The organism is Kitasatospora sp. NPDC023120, assembly GCF_055560835.1.
Window position 1 is genome coordinate 265,243 of sequence record NZ_JBVHHY010000009.1, and the last position, 21,024, is coordinate 286,266.

Here is a 21,024-nt window from a genome sequence, read left to right on the forward strand (position 1 = left end):
TGTAGCCGTCGGGCAGTGCACCGGCGGCGCTGGCGCCCTGCTCGGGGTAGCTGTAGTCGTTCATCGGTGGGCCTCCGGGGTGGTGGTGCGGGTGGGGCCCAGTCGGCGCCAGGCGAGGAGGGCGCAGAGGGCGAAGCCGAGCGCGTTGCCGACGCCGTGGGTGGCGGCCATCCAGGTCAGGGTGGGGTGGGGGAGTCCGGCGGCCCGGCCGAGGGCCCACCAGAGGGCGAGCACCATGGTGAGCGCGAGGACGGCCGAGGAGGCGGCGAGCAGCCGGGCGGTGACCGTGTCGCGCCCGCGGGGGCGCAGCTCGCGCCAGGTGACCAGGCCGACCAGCCACATCCCGGTGGTGAGCACGAGGGCCCCGGCGAACTGCCACCAGTTGCCGAGGAAGTACCCGGCCAGCACCAGCAGCGTGCCCGCCGGGACGCTGAGCGCCGCGCAGCGGGCCGCGGCGGCGGCCGGGGAGGCCCCGGGGCCGGCGGCGCGGCCGACCAGCCCGGCGACCAGGGCGGCGGTGAAGCCGGCGTAGTGGAAGTGCGGGACGGTCAGCGCCAGGATGTGCGGCTCGAAGCCGAACAGCGGATAGCCGGAGCGCTCGGCGACGAGTGCGACCCCGGCCACCGAGGGCGCGGCGAGCGCGGTGAGCACCGCGACCTCGGCGGGCGCCAGGGACCGGGTGCGGGCCAGCCGCAGCGGCGCGTGCAGGGCGACGGCCAGGGTGCCCAGGGCGTAGACGACGGCGGGGACGGTGGCGAGGACGCCGCGCGGCAGCCAGAGCGAGAGTGCGCCGGGTACGGCGGCGAGCGGCCAGAGCCGGCGCACCCGGGCGAGCCCGGGCTCGTCGATCAGCGCGAGGCCGAGCGGGACGACGGCGCCCATGCCGAGCAGGACCAGCAGGTCCACCAGTTCGGTGGTGCCCTTCCCCATGGTGGACACACCCCCCTTGAACGCGTTCAAATGAGCTTCGCCGCCGACTCTACGGGGCAGACTTGAACGCGTTCAACTCGCCCCCCGCGGTGGCCTCCGCCGCCGCCCGCGCAGCGGCCCGCGCCGAGGTCCCGACGAGGCCCCGACCAGCCCCGACGAGGCCCCGACCCGGTCCGTCTGGTGTTCACGCTGGGTGCGGCGCACTCTGGAGGGGTAACCGATGGAGGTGATCCGCCATGCAGACTCTGGTCGGTTGGCACATCGAGATGGAGTTCCGTGAGGACGGCCCGCGCACCAGCGCCGCCGCCCTGCTCCGGCTCGGCGACGGGACCGAACTGCGTGCCCACGGCTACAGCAGCCGCCACCCCTCCGACCCGGAACAGCTGCGGGTCGGCGAAGAGGTCGCGGGCGCCCGCGCGCTCAACGACCTCGCCTCCCAGCTGCTCACCAAGGCCCACGGCGAGATCCAGGAGGTCAGCCCGGTCCCGACCCACCCGCTCGCGTGACCACCGCAGGCCAGGGCGGCGCCGGCCCGGAGCCGGCCCGTCCGCGGATCCCGCTGATCTGTCCGCGCTGCGGGCACGAGCAGCAGGTGGTGCCCGGCGGCCCGGAGCGGGCGGTCAAGGTCGTCCACGTCGGGACCGGCCGGGAGGCCTGTGAGCCCGGGGACCTGGCGAAGGCGCCGGACGACGGGAGCTGAACCGCGGGCGCGGCCGCCTCCGCGAGGCGGGAAAGGGGGCGGGAAGGGGCCGGAGAACGCGGAGTGCCGGGGTCCGGCCGCATCCGGACCCGGCACTCGACGGCCTTCGGAGGGGCGGCCGTCGAGGCAGCCCCAGTCGCGGCAGCTTCAGTTGAGGCAGTACGTGCCCGGCGGTCGCCACTCCGGCCCGACCAGCCGCTGCTCCAGCTCGTTCGGGGTGATCCGGATCCCGACCGTCCCGGCCAGCCCGACCCGGAACCGGCTGCGGGCCAGCGCGATCAGCGCCGTCAGGCCGTACTTGTTGATCAGTGAGGTGCGGTAGCGCGCCGTCGCGTCGGCGTCGCAGAGCCGGGCGCGGGCCGGGACGCGGCGGCCGGTCGGACGCCCGTGGGCGTCGCAGGGGCCGATCAGCACCCGGGGGTGGCGGCGGATCCGTTCCGCCTCGCCCGAGTGGGCGGGGGTCCAGACCCCGAGCGCCGTACCGTCCGGCACCACCCAGAGCTGTGACTCGATCCGGCTGCCGTCCTCCTCGAAGGTGGTGAGCAGCAGGTACCTGCTGTCGGCGAGCCGGTCGGTTCGGTCGTGCACCTGTCCTCCCTCTGGCGTCGGGGCGGGTCAGTGCCCGGGGCCCTCGGTGATCTCGCGGTACTCCTCGACGGTGGGCTTGGGGATCTGCGCGTGCTCGCCGTGGAATCCGCGGGAGAGCCTCGTACGGGTGCGGGTGAGCACCCCTGCCGGGCGGGCGACTCCATTCTCGTCCACCGGCGCGGGCAGTTCGAGGGGGCGGGGCTGCTCGTGTGCGGTGAGCCGGTGGAGTTCGGTCGGCGCGAGCCCGGCGTGCACCTCGGTGAACTCGCCGTGCGGCAGACGCTTGATGACGCCGGTCTCGCGCCCGTGCAGCACCTTCTCCCGGTCCCGGCGCTGCAGGCCGAGGCACCAGCGCTTGGTGATCAGGAAGACGACCACCGGAACCACGAAGAACCCGGCCCGGACGGCGTACGTGATGGAGTTGAGCGACAGGTGCAGGTGGGTGGCGATGAGGTCGTTGCCGCCGCCCGCGAGCATCACCAGGTAGAGGCTGATCCAGGCGGCGCCGAGCGCGGTGCGGACGGGCGCGTTGCGCGGCCGGTCGAGCAGGTGGTGCTCCCGCTTGTCGTCGGTCACCCAGCTCTCGACGAACGGGTAGACGGCGATCGCGCCGAGGATGACCGGGAAGAGCGTGAACGGGATCAGCACCCCGAGGTTGAGGGTGTGCCCCCACAGCCCGATCTCCCAGCCCGGCATGACGCGGATCAGGCCCTCGGCGAAGCCCATGTACCAGTCCGGTTGGGCGTCGGTGGAGACCTGGTCGGGCCGGTAGGGCCCGTACGCCCAGATCGGGTTGATCGTGGCGATGGCCGACATCAGCGCGATGATGCCGAAGACCAGGAAGAAGAACCCGCCCGCCTTGGCCATGTAGACCGGCATCAGCGGCATGCCGACGACGTTCTTCTCGGTCCTGCCGGGGCCCGCCCACTGGGTGTGCTTGTGGTAGAAGACCAGGATCAGGTGCGCCACCAGGAGTCCGAGCATGATGCCGGGGATCAGCAGCACGTGGATGCTGAAGAACCGCGGCACGATGTCGTGCCCCGGGAACTCCCCGCCGAACAGGAACATCTGGATGTACGTGCCGACCAGCGGCACGGCCAGCACCACGCCTTCGATGAAGCGGATGCCGGTGCCGGAGAGCAGGTCGTCCGGCAGGGAGTAGCCGAAGAAGCCGTCCAGCATGCCGAGGAAGAGCAGCAGGAAGCCGAAGACCCAGTTGATCTCGCGCGGCTTGCGGAACGCGCCGGTGAAGAACACCCGCATCATGTGCACGAACATGGCCGCGACGAAGACGACCGCCGCCCAGTGGTGGATCTGCCGGATCAGCAGTCCGCCGCGCACCTCGAAGCTGATGTCCACGGTGGAGGCGTAGGCCTCGGACATCGCGATGCCCTTGAGCGGCACGTAGGAGCCGTCGTAGACCACCTCGCCCATGGAGGGCTTGAAGAACAGCGTCAGGTAGACGCCGGTCAGGATGATGATCAGGAAGGTGTAGAGGCAGATCTCGCCCAGCATGAAGGACCAGTGGTCCGGGAAGATCTTCCGCAGGTTGGCCCTGGCCAGGGTGTAGATCCCCAGCCGGCCGTCCGCCCAGTCGGCGGCCCGCTGCCCCCGCCCTGGGCTCTGTTTCCGGGTCATGTGCACGCACCTCGGTCCGAAGGAAGCGGGGAGATGTCCCCGCTTCGTACTGGACCCCACCCTAATCGGGGAGTGATCCCCACTTCCAGCCCGGGATGCCCTTGATCGCTCCGGCCCGGAAAATGGCCGAGGCGGCCCAGCCGAGGCCGATCCCGGGGTCCGGCAGCGGCCGGTCCGGAAACGGCGAGCGGCCCGCCCGGTGTCGTGGGACACCGGACGGGCCGCGTACGCACCCGAGTCATCCCTGGGCGTCAGTGCACCAGCACCGGCACCTCGTCGGTCTTCGCGGCGCCCGCACCGGCGCCCGCACCCGACGCCGCGCCGGGCCGGCCGGCGTTGATGAGGGTGAAGGCGACGACGGCGGCGGCCACCAGGATCCCGAAGGACACCCAGATCGCGGTCGAGAAGCCGTGCACCATGCCCTGGAACTGCAGGGCCTTGGCGGCCTCCGGGGAGGCGGCGGCCGCGGCGGTGGCGTGCGAGGTCAGCCAGCTCGTGGTGGCGCTGGCCGCGATGGTGTTCAGCAGCGCGGTGCCGATGGCGCCGCCGACCTGCTGCGAGGTGTTGACCATCGCGGAGGCGACGCCCGCGTCGCGCGGCTGGACGCCGTGCGTGGCGAGGCTCATCGCCGGCATGAACGCGGTACCCATGCCGAGGCCCATCAGGATCAGGCCGGGCAGGATCAGCGCCGGGTAGGAGGTGTCCAGGCCGATGTGGGTCAGCAGGAACATGCCGATCGAGGCGACCAGGAAGCCGGGCGCCATCAGGTAGCGCGCCGGGACCCGGGTCATCAGCCGGGCGCCGATCTGGGTCGAGCCGGTGATCATGCCCGCCACCATCGGCAGGAAGGCGACGCCGGTCAGGACCGGGCTGTAGCCGAGCACGATCTGCAGGTAGTAGGTCAGGAAGAGGAACAGGCCGAACATGCCGATCACGGCCATGCCCAGCGACAGGTACACCCCGCCGCGGTTGCGGTCCAGCACCACGCGCAGCGGCAGCAGCGGGGCCTTGACCTTGAGTTCCACCAGGACGAAGGCGGACAGCAGCACGGCGGCCGCGGCGAACAGGCCCAGGGTGCTGCCGGCCGACCAGCCGCTGGACTCGGCCCGGGTGAAGCCGTAGACCAGCGAGACCAGGCCGGTGGTCACCAGCAGCACGCCGGGGACGTCCAGCTTGTTGCGGTTGCGGCCCTCGGCGGGCTCGCGGATCACCAGCACGGCGCCGACGGCGGCGACGATGGCGAACGGGATGTTGACGAAGAAGGTCCAGCGCCAGTTCATGTACTCGGTCAGCAGGCCGCCGAGGATCAGGCCGATGGCGCCACCGCCACCGGCGATCGCACCGTAGATGCCGAAGGCCTTGGCGCGCTCCTTGGCCTCGGTGAAGGTCACCGCCAGCAGCGACAGCGCGGCCGGGGCGAGCAGCGCGCCGAACACGCCCTGCAGGGCGCGGGCGCCCAGCAGCATCGCGGTGTTGGCGGCGGCGCCGCCGAGCGCGGAGGCGAGGGCGAAGCCGGTCAGGCCGACGATGAAGGTCCGCTTGCGGCCCCAGAGGTCCGCGATCCGGCCGCCGAACAGCAGCAGGCCGCCGAAGGCCAGCGCGTAGGCGGTGATCACCCACTGGCGGTTGCCATCGGTGATGCCCAGGTCCCGCTGCGCGGAGGGCAGGGCGATGTTCACGATGGTCGCGTCGAGGACGACCATCAGCTGGGCGAGGCCGATGAAGATCAGCGCCTTCCAGCGCCGGGGATCGGGCAGCGTCGCCGGTCGGGCGTCGGTTTGAGACATGGGGGTACTCACTTCACGGGTGCGTGGTGTGCGTGAACGGTCAACTGCCGTACGGGAACGGCAGGTTGCCGTACGGTGAGAGACGCTTGGGTCGGGTGCTTCGGGGCGTGCGGGGGCGAGGCCGGGGCGGCGCGCCGCTCAGGAGCGCGGGCCGCTCGGTGCCGTCGGTCGGATCAGGTGTGCCGGTCGGGCAGGTTCGGATCAGGCGTGGTGCATCGGTCGGTTCTTGGGCTGGAAGTCCTCGAAGGTCGCGGCCCGGCCGGGCAGGACCGAACGGGCCGGCGTGCGCAGGCCGTCCAGGAAGATCTGCAGGTGCCGGTGGACGAAGTCGTCGAGCATCAGGCAGGAGGTGTTCGGCAGCGGCCGGGTCAGCTGGCTCATCGCGATGAAGAGATCACCGTGCTCGACGTCCGGCCGCAGCTCGCCCGCGGCCCGGGCGCGCTCCATCAGCCCGCCCACGGCGGACTGCAGACGTGCCCGGATCTCGGTCAACTCCGGGTCGTGCGGGTCGACATGACTGCTGAACAGCGTGCAGAGGCCGCCGACCTTCTCCGCGACGGTCGCGTGCGCGAACCGCTGCAGAGCGTCGAACGGGCCGCTGCCGTCAGCGTCGTCCGCCTCCGCCGTCGCCGTCTCGGCGAGAGCCAGGATGCGGTTCTTGACGAGCACCGCCACCTCGCGGATCAGCGCCACCCGGTCCGGGAAGTTCCGGTAGAGAGTGGCGTTGCCGACCCCCGCCCGCTTCGCGATCTCGTCCAGCGGCGCATCCGCGCCGTGTTCGACGAACGCGTCCCGGGCCGCCAGCACGATCCGCTCCCGGTTCCGGCTCGCGTCCGCACGCAACTTCGGCGTACGGGCGCTCCCCGCGGGGCGGACCGACTCGGCGGCGGCGGTGGTCACGACGACTGCTCCTTCAGGATACCGGGGAACTTCTCCCCGCTTCTGCCAACGTAGTCGGAAACGGGGAATCTGTCCCCGGAATTTCCGCCCGCTATGTGACCTGCATCACATTCCAGTGTCGCTCGCGTCGGGCTCCCCGGCGGCCGGGCCCAGATTGCGCTCCAGTCGCTCCAGCAGGCGCGCCAGCGCGGCCCGGTCCTCCGCGTCGAGTCCGGCCAGGGTGATCGCCTCCAGCTCCCGCCAGGATTGCGCGACCCGGTCGCGCAGCGCGCAGGCCGCCGCCGTCGCCTCGACCACCACGGCCCGCCGGTCGGTCTCGCTGCGCCGGCGCCGCAGGAACCCCGCCTGCTCCAGCCGCTGCACCATCCGGGTCACGGTGGAGGCGTCCACCCCGAGCTCCTCGATCAGCGCCGCCTGCGGCTGCGGTCCGCGCTCCCAGAGCAGCATCATCAGCAGCTCCTGCCCGGCGTGCAGGCCGTACGGGCGCAGCAGGCGCTCGGCGTTGGCCCGGTGCAGCCGGGAGACCCGGGCGATGGCCTGGCTGGTGCCGCCCGCCTCGGCGAGGGGCTGGTTCCTTGAGTCACGCACGGAATCACGCACGCGGTCGATTGTACGGGCAAGCAGTTTTCGATCGGTGGGGTCGGCGGTGCTTGCGTTCGCCCGGATCGGGGCGTTTACTTGGCCGCGCAAGCAAAATGATTGGTCGAGCAAGTAATGCCCGGCCGAGGCGAACAGGGAGCAAGCCATGCGAGTCATCACCCGGACCGTGCGCGTCAACGACCCGGCCCACCCCGAGCAGGTGACCCTCACCCGGGACGACGTCTGGGCGGCCTTGGAGCGCAAGGCCGAGAACGCGGTGCCCGTCGTGGCCGCCATGAGCGAGTGCACCGTCCTGGAGCGCACCGAGAGCGGCCTGGTCCGCGAGGTCGTCTTCCACGACGAGCGGGTCCGCGAGGAGGTCGTCTTCCACCCCAAGAGCCGGGTCAGCTTCTTCCGCGACGACGAGGTCGGGCGGTGGGTGATCCACAACGACATCGACGAGGACGAGGACGGCCTCACCCTCACCTTCATCGGCGAACTCGACCTCGGCGGCGGTGAGGCCGAGGACGCCGCCGCCGACCGCATGCTCGCGGGCTACCTCCTCGCCATGCAGACCACCCTCAAGCTCGCCCGCGAGGCCGCCTGAACCGCCCGACGGGCCACCCACGCCGCCGTGACCACCCCGCCCGGGCGATCGTTCGCACCATGGACCCTCCAAGGTGAAGGAGCAAGGCCCATGAGCGCGACCCCCGGCCACCCGCAGATGCTGCCCGAGGAGTTCGAGGAACTCGCGCGCTGTGCGTTCCGGGCGGCCGAGGGCCTCCAGCTGGAGTTCCTCGGCGGGCGGCTCGTGGTCAAGCCTCGCCCGGGCGGTAACCACGGCTGCGTGGTCGAGTGGCTGGTGCGAAGGTGCTTCGAGGCGCGGCCGGAGCTGTGGCTGCACAGCCACGGCCTGAGGGTGCAGAAGGCCAGGGACGGGCGGGTGCATCCCGACGGCATCCTGGCGCCTGCCGAGGCCTTCGTCGGGCTGGGGGAGTGGGTCGACGCCGACGAGGTGTCGATGGTCGCCGAGGTCACCGATGCCGAGGTCGAAGCCGACCGCCGCGCCCGCAACGACAAGCCCCGCGCCTATGCCGAGACCGGAATCCCCGTCTACCTGCTGATCGACCGGGACTCCGCCGAGGTCGTCGTCCGCAGTCGCCCCGATGGTGTCCGCTACGAGAGCGTCCGGATCCTGCCCTTCGGCAGGACCGTCCACCTGCCCGACCCGGTCGGCATCTCCCTGGACACCGAGCCGCTCAAGGAGTGGGTGCGCTGATCCCGGGCATGGCTTCCCCGGGGTCGTACGCCCGTCGGCCTAGGCTGTGGGCGTCCCGGGCGGCCGGTGGGCCGTGGGAAGTCGGGAGGGGCCCGGCGGCCGGGAGGGCGAGGAGGTCCGCGATGGGCAGCGGTGAGACCGCCAGGGTGCGCTGCGTGGCGGCCGTTCCGTGCTGGGTGAGCCTGATCGCCCGGGACCTGGAGGGGGCCAAGCGGTTCTACGGGCCGCTGCTCGGGTGGGGGTTCGAGGAAGGGCCGGACCGCTTCGGGCCGTACGTGCACGCGGTGGTCGAGGGGGAGGCGGTGGCCGGGCTCGGTCAGGCGTCGGGCGGCGGCGCTGTCCCGCTCGCCTGGACCAGCTACTTCGGGACGGAGAGCGCCGACGCCGCCGCCGACGCGGTGCGCGAGCGGGGCGCGACGCTGGCGGTCGGCCCGCTGGCCTTCGACGCCGGGCGGGTGGCCTTCGCGGCGGACCCGGCGGGCGCGGTGTTCGGCATCTGGGAGGGCCCGCTGGGCCGGGCCCGGAAGCTGGAGCTGCCGGGCGCGCCGGTCTGGATCGAGCTGCGCACCCCGGACCCGTTCGCGGCGGCGCTGTTCTACGGCGAGGTGTTCCGCTGGGACGGCCGCGACCCGGAGCGCTTCGAGGTCCGCTGGGAGCACGACCGGGTGGTGCTGCGCGCCGAGGGGAACAGCGTCGCGGCGCTGGCCAAGGAGCAGGCGGGCGGTCCGGCGGGGATGCCGCCGCACTGGGAGGTGTCCTTCGCCGTCCCGGACACCGACCGGGCGCTGGCCCACGCGGTCGAGCTGGGCGGCGCGGCGCTGGGCCCGGCCTTCGACTCCCCGTACGGGCGGGTGGCCCGGCTGCAGGACCACGAGGGCGCCCGGTTCGCGGTGATCAGCCCGAAGAGCTGATCGGCCCTGTCGTCGGCCGGCCCGAAGAGCTGATCGGCCCGAAGCGCTGATCAGTCGGGCGTTCCGAGCGCCTCGCGCTCGGCCCGCAGCCGGTCGCCGAGCGCGGTGCGGGCGGCGGCGGGCAGGGCCTTGCGGGCGGCGGGGAAGAGCTGCTTCTCCTCGCCGCGCAGGTGCCGCCGCAGGGTGGCGGCGAGGCCGTGCAGCAGGGTGTCGAAGGCCGGGTCGGCCGGGTGCAGGGCCTGCAGGTCGGAGAGGTACTGCCCGATCGCCAGGTGGTCGTGGATGCTGCTGAACACCAGGGCCCCGCCGTCCGGCACGTCGTGCTGCACGAGGGGGAAGAGGTGTTCCTCCTCGGCCGCGCAGTGGGCGAAGAGCAGGTCGGTCAGCCGGGTCACCAGGTCGCCGCGCTCGGCGCTGCCGGCCGGGGCGGCCTCGACCGCGTCGAGCAGTTCGGTGACCGCCCGGTGGTCGGCGGTGAACTCGCCGAGGATGTCCGGCCTGCGGTTCATGGCGCGCCCGCCTCTCGCACGGAAACTGGCCCCCGGTGACCGGGCTCCCGGTGTCTGTGTCCCGGGGGCTGGGCCCCGTACCTTCCAGTATCCGGCGCCGTGCGGCTCGCCAAGGCAGACCCCGGGGTCACCCGCCGTCCCGCCGCCCGGTGAGGGCGAGCAGCCGGGTCTGCGGGTCCGCGTCCTCGGGCACCGGCAGCGGCGGGTCGAAGACCCCGCTGCCGGAGAGGTCGCCGTAGCCGGAGATCTCGCCGAGCGCGAAGTCGACGAGTTCGGCCGGGAGCCTGGTGAGCCGCCCGGTGCCTTCGGCGAGGTCCCAGGTGTGGATGACCAGGTCGGTGGTGAGCTGGTCCAGGTAGTACTGGCCGGAGACGTCCCCGAAGGAGAGGTGCACGGTCAGCTCGGCCGCGCCGGGGACGGCCCAGGCCTGCCGGGCGGCCTCGGCGGCGTCCGTCCATGCGGCGACCGGGTCGTCGCCGACCACGTCGCCGTCGAAGCGGCCGCCGACCTCGGCGATGGTGGTGCCCATCAGCAGCTCGGGCACCCAGAGCTGTTCGCCGACGAGGTGGTTGACCAGGTCGCGGACGGACCAGTCGGTGCACGGGGTGGGGGAGTCCCACTGGTCGGGGGTGATCAGCCGGACGCGTTCCCCGAAGGCGTCCAGGGCTTCGGGGTACGGGGTGCCGGTGCGTGCCGCTCGCCGGTGTTGCCTGCGTTGAGCCATGCCTCCACCCTGCCCCGGCCCCGTCGGGGGCCGCGAGTCGCCCACGGACCGTCAGTTGTTCAAATTCGAACTCCAGGGTACGGTCGGGGGGTGCTGCAGGTTCAAATTTGAACAATTGCTGCCGAGGCGCAGTCGGGGTGACGACCCCGCCTGCCCGACGACCGACCCACGGCCGACCTGCGGCCGAGCGACGACCGACCCCCGATCGATGGAGACGCGCATGCCGAGCAGCAGCCCGAGCACGACCGCCGCCACCAGTCCCACCGTCCGCCCGGCCCGGGAGGGCTCCGGGTCCGCGACGACCTCCCCGCACGCCTACGACGCCGGACTCCTGCTCCTGCGCCTGGTGCTCGGCCTGACCATGGCCGCGCACGGCAGCCAGAAGCTGTTCGGCTGGTTCGGCGGCGGCGGGATCGACGGCACCGGTCAGTTCTTCACCATGAGCGGCTACCCGGCCGGCAACGCCATGGCCGTGGTGGCCGGCCTCACCGAGACGCTGGGCGGACTCGCCCTCGCCGTCGGCCTGTTGACCCCGCTGGCGGGTGCCGCGATCGTCGGCACGATGGTCAACGCGATCGCCGTCACCTGGGGCGGCGGCTTCTTCGCCCCGAAGGGCAGCGAGTACGAGCTGCTGCTGACGGCCGGCGCCGCCGCGCTCGCGCTGACCGGTCCGGGCCGCTACGCGGTGGACCGCTTCCTGCCGGTGGTGCGGGCGCACCGCCTGGCGTACGGGGTGGCCGCCGTGGTGGTCGGCCTCGTGACGGCGGGCGTGATCCTGCTGCTGCGCAAGTAGCCCGGCCGGGCGCTGAGCCCGACAACTCACCGGCCTGGAGGCCGTGGTGGCGAACCGTCACCACGGTCTCCGCGCGTTTTCCCCGCGAACCGCGCACAGTGGCGAGGGTTCCCAAGGCCATGTGATCTGTGCAATGGTACATGTCACACTCCCCACCGCCCGGCGGAACCGCCCCCACGCGGCGCCGTCGCCAACGGTCCTCGATCCCCACACCGGCCGCGCACCGTCGCGGCCGACGACGGCCCGGAGGCCCCCACGTGAGTCCCGCACGTCTGCTGCGACTCCCGCAGCCGGCACGACTGTTGACGCTCGTCCTCGCCCTCTTCCTGGCGGTCGGCCTGTTCGCGCCGCAGAGCCAGGCCACGCCCGCCACCGCCCCCGGTGGCGCGCCCGCCCCCACCGCCCCCGCCGGACCGGCGCCGCAGCCCGCCACCGGCACCCCCGACCAGGGCGCCCCCGAACCCGGCCACGGCGAGCGGCAGTTCGTCTCCGCCGACCGGCGCGCCCCGCTGCCGCTGGACTCCCGGCCGGCCGAGGTCCGGCAGGCAGCGCAGCCCCGCAGCCTGTCCGCGGCAGCCGAACAGGCCTGCAACACCGGCGACTTCACCGGCCGGACCGGCAGCGATCTGGTCCAGCACATCAAGGCCGCCGACGTCCAGTGCATCAACAGCCTCTTCCAGCTCGTCGGCGGCGACGCGCGCGGCGCGTTCCGCGAGGAGCAGATGACCACGGTGGCGTACGCGCTGCGCGACGCGGCGGGCAGCTACCCGGGCGACAACTCCACGTCCGTCGAGCAGTTGGTGCTCTTCCTGCGCGCCGGCTACTTCGCCCAGTGGTACCACCCGGGTGACGTCGGCACGTACGGCACCGCCCTGCAGACGGCGATCCGCTCCGCGCTGGACGCGTTCTTCGGCAGCGCGCACTCGCGCGACGTCGCCGCGGGCAACGCGCCCATCCTCGGCGAGAGCATCACCCTGATCGACAGCGCGCAGGAGAACGTCCGCTACCTCCCGGTGGTCAAGCGGCTGCTGACCGACTACTCCAGCGCCACCTGGAACCCGGCCGGCATGGCCTGGTCGGTCAACCCGGTGTTCACGGTGCTGTTCCGCGGCCACCAGGTGCCCGGCTTCGACGCGGCCGTCGAGGCCGACCCGAGCGTCCTGGACACCCTCTCCACCTTCGCCACCCGCAACAACGACCTGCTCGGCGGCGACTTCGGCGTGCTGGTCTACAACGCCACCAAGGAGCTGGGCCGCTTCCTGAAGGACACGGCGCTCCAGGCCAAGGTCCGTCCGCTGGTCAAGGGGCTGGCCGCGCTGTCCGCGCCGAACGGCCGCACCGTCTACCAGTGGGCCGCGGTCGCCGAGGCGGTCGGCTACTACGACGCCGCCAACTGCTCCTACTACGGCACCTGCAACGCCTCCGACCAGCTCAAGTCCGGTGTGCTGAAGGTGAACTACACCTGCAGCCCGAGCATCAAGCTGATCGCCCAGGCGCTGGACGACACCCAGCTGCGCACCGCCTGCACCAGCCTGACCGGCCAGGACGCCTTCTTCCACGCGGTGGTCAAGGACGGCGGACCGGTCAAGGACGACGGCAACACCACGATCGAGGTCGTGGTCTTCCACTCCTCGCGTGACTACCAGGTGCTCGCCGCCGCGATCTACGGCATCGACACCAACAACGGCGGCATGTACCTGGAGGGCAACCCGGCCGCGGTCGGCAACCAGCCGCGCTTCCTCTGCTACGAGGCCGAGTGGGCCCGTCCGTCCTTCGAGATCTGGAACCTCAACCACGAGTACACCCACTACCTCGACGGCCGGTTCGACATGTACGGCGACTTCAACGCCGGCATGACCACCCCGACCGTCTGGTGGGTCGAGGGCTTCGCCGAGTACGTCTCCTACTCGTACCGGAAGGTCACCTACGACGCGGCCGTCGCGGCCGCCGGCCGCCACACCTACCGGCTGAGCGACCTCTTCGACACCGCCTACGGCGACCAGGAGCGCGTCTACCGCTGGGGCTACCTCGCCGTGCGCTACATGCTGGAGCAGCACCGCTCCGACACGGACGCGGTCCTCGCGAAGTACCGGGCGGGGGACTGGGCCGGCGCCCGCACCCTGCTGAAGACCACCATCGGCACCCGCTACGACGCCGACTTCGACAGCTGGCTGACCAAGTGCGCGAGCGGCGCCTGCGCCGGCAACCCGACCGTCCCGCAGCTGCCGGAGTGCACCGCCGCCGACACCCGGGCGCTGGCCGCCGGCTGCGCCCGCAGCAACGTCGCCGCCACCACCGGCAACTACGCGCACTTCTACCTGCTGGTGCCGGCCGGCACCAAGCAGGTGAAGATCACCACCGGCGGAGGCGCCGGCAACGGCGACCTCTACTACAACCCGGCGAGCTGGGCGTACACCGGCAGCTACGCCACGCGTTCGGCCGGTCCGGACAACTCAGAGACGCTGACCGTGACCAACCCGCCGGCCGGCTACGTCTACTTCAGCCTCTACGCCCAGCAGGGCTTCAGCGGGGTGACCGTCACGAGCGAGATCTGAGCCGAGCACGGCGAACGGACAGGTGACCGCCCCGGCGGAGCGCTTCGGCGCCCGCCGGGGCGGGTCCACGCCCCGCCCCGAGCCCTACGCGCCGACCCGCACCAGCGCCAGGGTGATGTTGTCCGGCCCGCCGGCCTCGATCGCCGCCTTCCACAGCTCGAAGGCGGCCTTGCCGTCGGAGCGTTCGGCCCCTTCGTAGGACCGGGCCAGCAGCTCGGCCAGCTCCTCCTCGGGCACCGGGTCGGTCAGGCCGTCGCTGCAGACCAGGTAGCGGTCGCCGGGCGCCAGCGGGGTGGCCCGGACGTGCGGTTCGACGAAGGTGAGCCCGAGCGAGCCGCCCAGGGTCTGGGTGACCACCGAGGTGATGCGCCGCCCGGGCGGCAGCGGCGGGCTGTCGTCCACACTCACCTGCAGCAGCCCGTCCCCGGTGATCCGGTAGACCCGGCTGTCGCCGACGTTGAAGGCCAGCACCTGCTTGGGCAGCAGCACCAGTCCGGCGACCGTGGTGCCCATCGCGGCGAGCTCCGGCTCCCCGGCGGCGGCCGCGTAGACCGCCCGGTTGCACTCCTGCAGCTCCTCCCGGACGGCCTCCTCGCCGTCCAGGGCGTCCCCGTCGGCGGCGAGCCTGCGGGCGACCAGGGCGCTCGCCACCTCGCCGCCGGGGTGGCCGCCGAGGCCGTCGGCGACCGCGACCACGCAGGGCGGTCCGAGGGGGAAGAGCAGGGTCTGCGGGTTGGCGGTCACCGTGGCGCAGAGGGTCCACGGCCCGACCGTGAGGCTGTCCTCGTTGTGCTCCCGCACCAGGCCCTCGTGGCTCAGCGCGCTCACCGCGATGTACGGCGCCATGGTCCGCCGCCCTTCCGGAGCCCTGTCGTTGTGTCGACGCCCCGAGTTCCATTGTGGGCGGGAATAACCGTCCCCACCCGACTGCTAAGGTGGTTGAAAGTTGGACTACCTGGGATGTGGTGAGCAGCATGCAGTTCGGAATCTTCTCCGTCGGCGACGTGACGACCGACCCCACCACCGGTCGCACCCCGACCGAGCACGAGCGGATCAAGGCCATGGTGGCGATCGCGCGCAAGGCCGAGGAGGTCGGTCTGGACGTCTTCGCGACCGGCGAGCACCACAACCCGCCGTTCGTCCCGTCCTCGCCGACGACCATGCTCGGCTACATAGCCGCGCAGACCGACCGCATCATCCTCTCCACCTCGACGACCCTGATCACCACCAACGACCCGGTGAAGATCGCCGAGGACTTCGCGATGCTGCAGCACCTCGCCGAGGGCCGGGTGGACGTCATGATGGGCCGCGGCAACACCGGCCCGGTCTACCCGTGGTTCGGCAAGGACATCCGCCAGGGCATCCCGCTCGCGATCGAGAACTACGCGCTGCTGCACCAGCTGTGGCGCGAGGACGTCGTGGACTGGCAGGGCCGCTTCCGCACCCCGCTGCAGGGCTTCACCTCCACCCCGCGCCCGCTGGACGACGTCCCGCCGTTCGTCTGGCACGGCTCGATCCGCAGTCCCGAGATCGCCGAGCAGGCCGCCTACTACGGGGACGGCTTCTTCGCGAACAACATCTTCTGGCCCAAGGAGCACTTCCAGAAGCTGATCGACCTCTACCGCGAGCGCTACGCCCACTACGGCCACGGCACGCCCGAGCAGGCGATCGTCGGCCTCGGCGGGCAGGTGTTCATGCGGAAGAACTCGCAGGACGCGGTGCGCGAGTTCCGCCCGTACTTCGACAACGCGCCGGTGTACGGGCACGGGCCCTCGCTGGAGGAGTTCACCGAGCAGACCCCGCTGACCGTGGGCAGCCCGCAGGAGGTCATCGAGAAGACGCTGACCTTCCGCGAGACCTTCGGCGACTACCAGCGCCAGCTGTTCCTGATGGACCACGCCGGCCTGCCGCTGAAGACGGTGCTGGAGCAGCTGGACCTGCTCGGCGAGGAGGTCGTGCCGGTGCTGCGCGAGGAGTTCGCCAAGAACCGCCCGGCCGAGGTGCCGAACGGACCGACCCACGCCGCGCTGGTCGCAGCCCGCGACGAGCAGAAGGACCAGGAGAAGGTCGAGGTGGCCAAGTGACCGCGGACAAGCTGGTGGTGGTGAGCGCCGGGCTGAGCAAGCCGTCCTCGACGCGTCTGCTGGCGGACCGGCTCGCCGACTCGACCGTGCGCCGACTCGCCCAGGAGGGGCGGGAGGTGGACGTCACCGTGGTCGAACTGCGGGACCTCGCCGTGGAGATCGCGAACAACTTCGTCACCGGCTTCCCCGGCGCCGCGCTGCGCGAGGCGATCGAGGCGGTGACGACGGCGGACGGGCTGATCGCGGTGACGCCGATCTTCACGGCCTCCTACAGCGGCCTGTTCAAGTCCTTCTTCGATCTGGTCGACAACGACGCGCTCACCGGCAAGCCGGTGCTGATCGCCGCCACCGGCGGCACGCCCCGGCACTCGCTCGCCCTGGAGCACGCCGTCCGCCCGCTGTTCAGCTACCTGCGCGCGGTGGTGCTGCCGACCGCCGTCTACGCGGCCACCGACGACTGGGGCACGGCGGGCGACCCGCTCACCGACGGGCTGCCGCGCCGGATCGACCGGGCGGCGGGCGAGCTGGCGGCCCTGCTGTCCGGCCGCGGCCCGGCGGCCGAGCCCGCGTTGCCCGAGCAGGTGGTGCCGTTCGAACAGCAGCTGGCGGCGCTGCGGGTCTGAACCGCCACGGGGTGCCGAGGGGTGGGTGCGCGAAGGTGCGCACCCGCCCCTCACCCGTACCCGGCTCAGGTCTCCCGCGCGTCGTACGCCGCGCGGGCGCTCGCGATCTCGCGCTGGTGCGCCTCGGTCCAGGTGACCAGGGACTGGATGGTGGCGTGCAGCGTCCGCCCGAGCGGCGTCAGCGCGTAGTCCACCCGGGGCGGCACCACCGGGTGCACCGTCCGCTCGACCAGGCCGTCCCGCTCCAGCTGGCGCAGCGTCACGGTGAGCATCCGCTGGCTGACCCCGTCGATCGCCCGGCGCAGCTCGGTGAAGCGCAGCGACTGCCGGTCCAACAGCGCGATCACCAGCAGCGACCACTTGTCGGCGATCCGGTCCAGGATCTGCCGCACCTCGCAGTCCTCGCGGACGTCCCACTGCAGGACGTCGTATCCGTCCTCGGTACCCGCGCAGTGCGTCGGTTCCCTCAAAGTGCCTTCTTCCACGCCTTCCGATGCTGCCCGAGGATGACGGGTGGTTACAAGAGGGAACCGACCGGACGGAAGAGAACCGTCCGGGGCCCTCGCCACCCCCCATTCCCCGAGGAGCCCCAGGTGTCCGTGTCATCAGCCCTGCCCGAAAACGCTCAGGAGGCCCCGGCGAAGCCCCCGACGGGCCCCGGCGCCCGGGCCGCCGCCGTCCTGGCCGTGCTCTGCGGCGCGATCTTCCTGGAGGGCATCGACGTCGCCATGCTCAATGTGGCGCTGCCCTCGATCCGGGCCGACCTGGGCATGTCCACCGGCGCGCTGTCCTGGGTGCTGAGTGCCTACGTGCTCGGGTACGGCGGCTTCATGCTGCTCGGCGGCCGCACGGCCGACCTGCTGGGCCGGCGCCGGATGTTCCTGCTCTGGCTGACCGTCTTCGTCCTCTTCTCCGGCCTCGGCGGGCTGGCCACCGAGGGCTGGGTGCTGATCCTGGCCCGCTTCGTCACCGGACTGTCGGCGGCCTTCATGACCCCGGCCGGGCTGTCGATCATCACCACCGCCTTCCCCGAGGGCCCGCGGCGCAACCGGGCGCTGCTGGTGTACGCCGGGACGGCCGCGGCGGGCTTCTCGCTCGGCCTGGTGGTCGGCGGGCTGCTGACGGCGGTCAGCTGGCGCTGGGTGTTCTTCGCCCCGGTCCTGCTGGCCGGCGCCCTGCTGGCGGCGGCCGTCCCGCTGATCCCCCGCGAGGCCGCGCCGCAGCGGGCGGGCGGCGGGCGCTTCGACCTGGCCGGGGCGGTCACCGCGACCGGGGCGATGCTGCTGCTGGTGTACGGCGTGGTCCGGATCGGCGAGCCGGGCGCGGCGCCCGGCACCACCGCCGCCGTGCTGGCCGGCGGGCTGGCGCTGCTGGCGGCCTTCGCGGCGGTCGAGCGGCGCGCGGCGTCGCCGCTGGTGCGCCCCGGCATCCTGCGCTCCGGGCCGCTGCTGCGGGCCAACCTCGGCGCGCTGCTGTTCGCCGGCTCCTTCTTCGGCTTCCAGTTCGTCGCCACCCTCTACCTGCAGGACCTGCGCGGCTGGTCCCCGCTGCAGACCGGCCTCGCCCTGCTCGCGATCGGGGTGGACTCGGTGCTGGCACCGACCCTCACCCCGAAGCTGGTGGACCGCTTCGGCAACGCCCGGGTGATCCTCGGCGGCTTCCTGCTGGCCGCCCTCTCGTACGGGCTGTTCCTGCCGGTGGGCGCCGACTGGACGTACCCGATGATGTTCCCGACGATGCTGCTCACCGGGCTCGCCTTCGCGCTCGCGTACGGGCCGCTGACCATCGCGGCGACCGAGGGCGTCGCGGAGGAGGAGCAGGGACTGGCGGGCGGGCTGCTCAACACCTCGTTCCAGTTCGGCGCGGCGCTCGGCCTGTCGGTGGTGACGACGGTGAACCTGGCGGCGCTGGGCGCCGGGGCGAGCGCGCTGGAGGGCTTCCGGGCGGCGCTGGTGGTGCCGGTGGCCTCGGCGGTGCTGGGCGCCCTGGTCGCGGCCACCGGTGCGGGGCGGCGGCGCGCCTGACGTCCCCTCGGGAAGGCGTACGGCTCACTCGAACGGCCCCGTCGGAGCACCGCCGACGGGGCCGTTCGGCCTGCCCGGCGGGGCCGTTCGGATGAGCGTCGGCCGCGCCGAATCGTCCGCCGTGGGGTGTACTGGCCGCGGCGTCCCGAGGAGGCCCGAAACCATGCCGTCCGAATCCCGGCCCGAACCGCAGGCCGTGCTCTCGCCGCTGACCGGCGCGGCCGTCTTCCTGGTGCTCACCGTCGAACCCGGCGGCGAGGACGCCGTCCGCGACCTGCTGCCCGACCTCGCCGGGCTGCGCCGCTCGGTCGGCTTCCGGGCCCCCGAGGGCGGCCTCACCTGCGTCACCGGCATCGGCTCCGAACTCTGGGACCGCCTCTTCGACGGCCCCCGGCCGGCCGGGCTGCACCCCTTCCGGGAGGTGTCCGGCCCCCGACACCGCGCCCCGGCCACCCCCGGCGACCTGCTGCTGCACCTGCGGGCCGAGCGGATGGACCTCTGCTTCGAGCTGGCCGGGCAGCTCACCGACCGGCTCGCCGGGGCGGCCACCGTGGTCGACTCCGTCCAGGGCTTCCGCTACTTCGACGACCGGGACCTGCTCGGCTTCGTGGACGGCACCGAGAACCCCGAGGGCAGGGCCGCGGTGAGCGCCGCACTGGTCGGGCCGGAGGACCGGGACTTCGCCGGCGGCAGCTACGTCATCGTCCAGAAGTACCTGCACCAGCTGGACAAGTGGAACGCGCTGAGCGTCGAGGAGCAGGAGGGCGCGGTCGGCCGCACCAAGCTCACCGACATCGAGCTGGCCGACGACGTGAAGCCCGCCGACTCGCACGTCGCGCTCACCGTGATCACCGGCCCGGACGGCGAGGAGCGGAAGATCGTCCGCTTCAACATGGCGTTCGGTTCCTTCGCGCACGGCGGCGAGTTCGGCACCTACTTCATCGGCTACGCGCGCGACCCCGGGGTGACCGAGGAGATGCTGCGCAACATGTTCGTCGGCAACCCGCCCGGCACCACCGACCGGCTGCTCGACTTCTCCACCGCCGTCACCGGCTCGCTGTTCTTCGTCCCGACCGCCGGCTTCCTCGACGCCCCGCCGCCGGCGCCGAGCGCCGCCGCGCCCGGCGCGCCCGCCACCGAGGGCTCCCTGGGCATCGGCAGCCTGAAGCAGACCCCCTGAACAGGACCCCGCGCATGAACAACCTCCACCGGGAGCTCGCCCCCGTCTCCGCCGCCGCCTGGGAGGAGATCGAGGAGGAGGCCCGCCAGACCTTCAAACTGCACGTCGCCGGCCGCCGGGTGGTCGACCTCAACGGCCCCGAGGGCGCCGGCCTCGCCGCCGTCGGCACCGGCCACCTGACCGGCATCGAACCGCCGCTGGACGGCGTCCGGGCGCACGCCCGCTCCGCCCAGCCGGTGGTCGAGCTGCGCGTCCCCTTCACCGTGCGCCGCGACGCGGTGGACGACGTCGAGCGCGGCTCCCGCGACTCCGACTGGCAGCCCGTCAAGGACGCCGCCCGCACCCTCGCCCTCGCCGAGGACCGCGCCGTCTTCGAGGGCTACCGCGCCGCCGCCATCGATGGCATCCGCGCCGCCGCCACCAATCCGCCGGTCCCGCTCCCCGCGGACGTCCGGGAGTACCCCGAGGCCGTCAGCCGCGCCCTGACGGCCCTGCGCCTGGCCGGTGTCGGCGGCCCCTACTCCCTGCTCCTCGGCGCCGCCGCCTTCACCGCCGTCAACGAGACCAGCGACCACGGCTACCCCGTCCACAACCACCTGGCCCGCCTCCTCGACGGCGACATCATCTGGGCCCCCGCCATCGAGGGCGCCTTCCTGCTCTCCGCCCGCGGCGGCGACTTCGAGCTCTTCCTCGGCCAGGACGTCTCCGTCGGCTACCTCTCCCACGACGCCGAAACGATCCGCCTCTACCTGCAGGAGTCCCTCACCTTCCGCGTCCACACCGGAGAGGCCGCCGTCGCCCTGGGCGGCGTCTCGGCGCAGGAGGACGGACCGCGGGCCCCGGGGCACCGGGAAGGGTACTGAGTTCCTTTACGAGGGGTACTGAGTGCCGTATTCTCTCGGTGGAGCCTCTGACGCCAGTCGAAGAGAGCCGACACGGTACGCCGGTCCAGGTGGCGCTTGCGGCGCGCGGGTCGCGGCCGGGCCGGACTTGGCACTCAGTACCCTCGGCATCACTGAGGCCATGGATCAGTGCATCCGTGCACCCGTGACAGGAGAACCGCTCATGAGCTTGAGGATCGTCGTCTGTGTGAAGTACGTGCCGGACGCGACGGGCGACCGTCGCTTCGCGGACGACCACACCACCGACCGGGAGGGTGTGGACGGCCTCCTGTCGGAGCTGGACGAGTACGGCGTGGAGCAGGCGCTGCGGATCGCGGA

22 protein-coding genes and 1 pseudogene are annotated in these 21,024 nt (G+C 72.6%); 13 read left to right on the forward strand and 10 right to left on the reverse strand.

Translation table 11 applies throughout. The features are described 5' to 3' along the window. Nucleotides 1-60: 60 nt before the first annotated feature. Nucleotides 61-930 (reverse strand): YndJ family protein, encoded by an 870-nt coding sequence (locus ACZ3TI_RS16060; protein WP_465726844.1) that lies wholly within the window; start codon nt 928-930, stop codon nt 61-63. Between the two features lie 236 nt (nt 931-1,166). On the opposite strand from ACZ3TI_RS16060, the gene ACZ3TI_RS16065 reads away from it, so the two are divergent. Together ACZ3TI_RS16065 and ACZ3TI_RS16070 are read left to right on the forward strand one after the other, a co-directional pair. Continuing rightward, entirely contained in the window at nt 1,167-1,436 is a 270-nt protein-coding gene (locus tag ACZ3TI_RS16065) for a DUF1876 domain-containing protein (protein ID WP_465726809.1), read from the forward strand. Further along, entirely contained in the window at nt 1,433-1,630 is a 198-nt protein-coding gene (locus ACZ3TI_RS16070; protein WP_465726810.1) for a hypothetical protein, read from the forward strand. The genes ACZ3TI_RS16065 and ACZ3TI_RS16070 overlap by 4 nt, the downstream gene beginning before the upstream one ends. Nucleotides 1,631-1,777: 147 nt before the next feature. Here the strand turns inward: ACZ3TI_RS16070 and ACZ3TI_RS16075 are convergent, their stop codons facing one another. The 5 genes from ACZ3TI_RS16075 to ACZ3TI_RS16095 form a co-directional block, all read right to left on the reverse strand. Then, nucleotides 1,778-2,218: a PPOX class F420-dependent oxidoreductase gene (locus ACZ3TI_RS16075; protein WP_465726811.1), complete on the reverse strand. Its 441-nt coding sequence runs from the start codon at nt 2,216-2,218 to the stop codon at nt 1,778-1,780. A 27-nt stretch (nt 2,219-2,245) separates the two neighbouring features. Continuing rightward, entirely contained in the window at nt 2,246-3,856 is a 1,611-nt protein-coding gene (gene qcrB / locus ACZ3TI_RS16080; protein ID WP_465726812.1) for a cytochrome bc1 complex cytochrome b subunit, read from the reverse strand. Between the two features lie 251 nt (nt 3,857-4,107). Next, nucleotides 4,108-5,643: an MFS transporter gene (locus tag ACZ3TI_RS16085; protein ID WP_465726813.1), complete on the reverse strand. Its 1,536-nt coding sequence runs from the start codon at nt 5,641-5,643 to the stop codon at nt 4,108-4,110. 201 nt (nt 5,644-5,844) lie between these two features. Continuing rightward, nucleotides 5,845-6,543: a TetR/AcrR family transcriptional regulator gene (locus ACZ3TI_RS16090; RefSeq protein ID WP_465726814.1), complete on the reverse strand. Its 699-nt coding sequence runs from the start codon at nt 6,541-6,543 to the stop codon at nt 5,845-5,847. Nucleotides 6,544-6,648: 105 nt separating this feature from the next. Then, complete coding sequence (locus ACZ3TI_RS16095; RefSeq protein ID WP_465726815.1) at nt 6,649-7,143, reverse strand: MarR family winged helix-turn-helix transcriptional regulator; 495 nt, start codon at nt 7,141-7,143, stop codon at nt 6,649-6,651. A 145-nt stretch (nt 7,144-7,288) separates the two neighbouring features. Here ACZ3TI_RS16095 and ACZ3TI_RS16100 point away from each other — a divergent pair, with 145 nt between their 5' ends. The 3 genes from ACZ3TI_RS16100 (at nt 7,289) to ACZ3TI_RS16110 (ending at nt 9,312) form a co-directional block, all read left to right on the forward strand. Further along, complete coding sequence (locus ACZ3TI_RS16100; RefSeq protein ID WP_465726816.1) at nt 7,289-7,729, forward strand: SRPBCC family protein; 441 nt, start codon at nt 7,289-7,291, stop codon at nt 7,727-7,729. Nucleotides 7,730-7,819: 90 nt separating this feature from the next. Then, nucleotides 7,820-8,401: a Uma2 family endonuclease gene (locus tag ACZ3TI_RS16105; protein WP_465726817.1), complete on the forward strand. Its 582-nt coding sequence runs from the start codon at nt 7,820-7,822 to the stop codon at nt 8,399-8,401. A 122-nt stretch (nt 8,402-8,523) separates the two neighbouring features. Continuing rightward, nucleotides 8,524-9,312, forward strand: a complete 789-nt coding sequence (locus ACZ3TI_RS16110; protein WP_465726818.1) for a VOC family protein — start codon at nt 8,524-8,526, stop codon at nt 9,310-9,312. Nucleotides 9,313-9,362: 50 nt separating this feature from the next. Here ACZ3TI_RS16110 and ACZ3TI_RS16115 read toward each other — a convergent pair whose 3' ends face one another. Both ACZ3TI_RS16115 and ACZ3TI_RS16120 read right to left on the reverse strand, forming a co-directional pair. Next, entirely contained in the window at nt 9,363-9,821 is a 459-nt protein-coding gene (locus ACZ3TI_RS16115; RefSeq protein ID WP_465726819.1) for a hemerythrin domain-containing protein, read from the reverse strand. A gap of 127 nt (nt 9,822-9,948) precedes the next feature. Further along, a complete protein-coding gene (locus ACZ3TI_RS16120; RefSeq protein ID WP_465726820.1) occupies nt 9,949-10,545 on the reverse strand; it encodes a TIGR03086 family metal-binding protein in 597 nt (198 codons plus the stop codon). A gap of 220 nt (nt 10,546-10,765) precedes the next feature. On the opposite strand from ACZ3TI_RS16120, the gene ACZ3TI_RS16125 reads away from it, so the two are divergent. Together ACZ3TI_RS16125 and ACZ3TI_RS16130 are read left to right on the forward strand one after the other, a co-directional pair. Next, nucleotides 10,766-11,338 (forward strand): DoxX family protein, encoded by a 573-nt coding sequence (locus tag ACZ3TI_RS16125; RefSeq protein ID WP_465726821.1) that lies wholly within the window; start codon nt 10,766-10,768, stop codon nt 11,336-11,338. A gap of 257 nt (nt 11,339-11,595) precedes the next feature. Beyond that, complete coding sequence (locus ACZ3TI_RS16130; RefSeq protein WP_465726822.1) at nt 11,596-13,893, forward strand: M9 family metallopeptidase; 2,298 nt, start codon at nt 11,596-11,598, stop codon at nt 13,891-13,893. Nucleotides 13,894-13,977: 84 nt separating this feature from the next. On the opposite strand, the gene ACZ3TI_RS16135 is transcribed toward ACZ3TI_RS16130, so the two are convergent. Further along, the gene (locus ACZ3TI_RS16135; RefSeq protein ID WP_465726823.1) at nt 13,978-14,739 is read right to left on the reverse strand and encodes a PP2C family protein-serine/threonine phosphatase; all 762 of its coding nucleotides are present in this window, start codon (nt 14,737-14,739) and stop codon (nt 13,978-13,980) included. Nucleotides 14,740-14,867: 128 nt separating this feature from the next. On the opposite strand from ACZ3TI_RS16135, the gene ACZ3TI_RS16140 reads away from it, so the two are divergent. Together ACZ3TI_RS16140 and ACZ3TI_RS16145 are read left to right on the forward strand one after the other, a co-directional pair. Continuing rightward, the gene (locus ACZ3TI_RS16140) at nt 14,868-15,977 is read left to right on the forward strand and encodes an LLM class flavin-dependent oxidoreductase (RefSeq protein ID WP_465726824.1); all 1,110 of its coding nucleotides are present in this window, start codon (nt 14,868-14,870) and stop codon (nt 15,975-15,977) included. Further along, nucleotides 15,974-16,600, forward strand: a complete 627-nt coding sequence (locus ACZ3TI_RS16145; RefSeq protein ID WP_465726825.1) for an FMN reductase — start codon at nt 15,974-15,976, stop codon at nt 16,598-16,600. The genes ACZ3TI_RS16140 and ACZ3TI_RS16145 overlap by 4 nt, the downstream gene beginning before the upstream one ends. Before the next feature lie 65 nt (nt 16,601-16,665). Here ACZ3TI_RS16145 and ACZ3TI_RS16150 read toward each other — a convergent pair whose 3' ends face one another. Next, on the reverse strand, nt 16,666-17,085 hold the full coding sequence (locus tag ACZ3TI_RS16150; RefSeq protein WP_465726826.1) for a winged helix-turn-helix transcriptional regulator: 420 nt from the start codon (nt 17,083-17,085) through the stop codon (nt 16,666-16,668). Between the two features lie 126 nt (nt 17,086-17,211). On the opposite strand from ACZ3TI_RS16150, the gene ACZ3TI_RS16155 reads away from it, so the two are divergent. From ACZ3TI_RS16155 to ACZ3TI_RS16170, 4 genes and pseudogenes are all read left to right on the forward strand, one after another. Then, nucleotides 17,212-18,624, forward strand: coding sequence for an MFS transporter (locus tag ACZ3TI_RS16155; RefSeq protein WP_465726845.1), 1,413 nt, complete (start codon nt 17,212-17,214; stop codon nt 18,622-18,624). A gap of 163 nt (nt 18,625-18,787) precedes the next feature. Beyond that, on the forward strand, nt 18,788-19,804 hold the full coding sequence (locus ACZ3TI_RS16160; protein ID WP_465726827.1) for a Dyp-type peroxidase: 1,017 nt from the start codon (nt 18,788-18,790) through the stop codon (nt 19,802-19,804). Nucleotides 19,805-19,818: 14 nt separating this feature from the next. Further along, nucleotides 19,819-20,667 (forward strand): family 1 encapsulin nanocompartment shell protein, encoded by an 849-nt coding sequence (locus tag ACZ3TI_RS16165; RefSeq protein ID WP_465726828.1) that lies wholly within the window; start codon nt 19,819-19,821, stop codon nt 20,665-20,667. Between the two features lie 202 nt (nt 20,668-20,869). Next, nucleotides 20,870-21,024: pseudogene (locus ACZ3TI_RS16170) on the forward strand (electron transfer flavoprotein subunit beta); the annotation flags it as partial.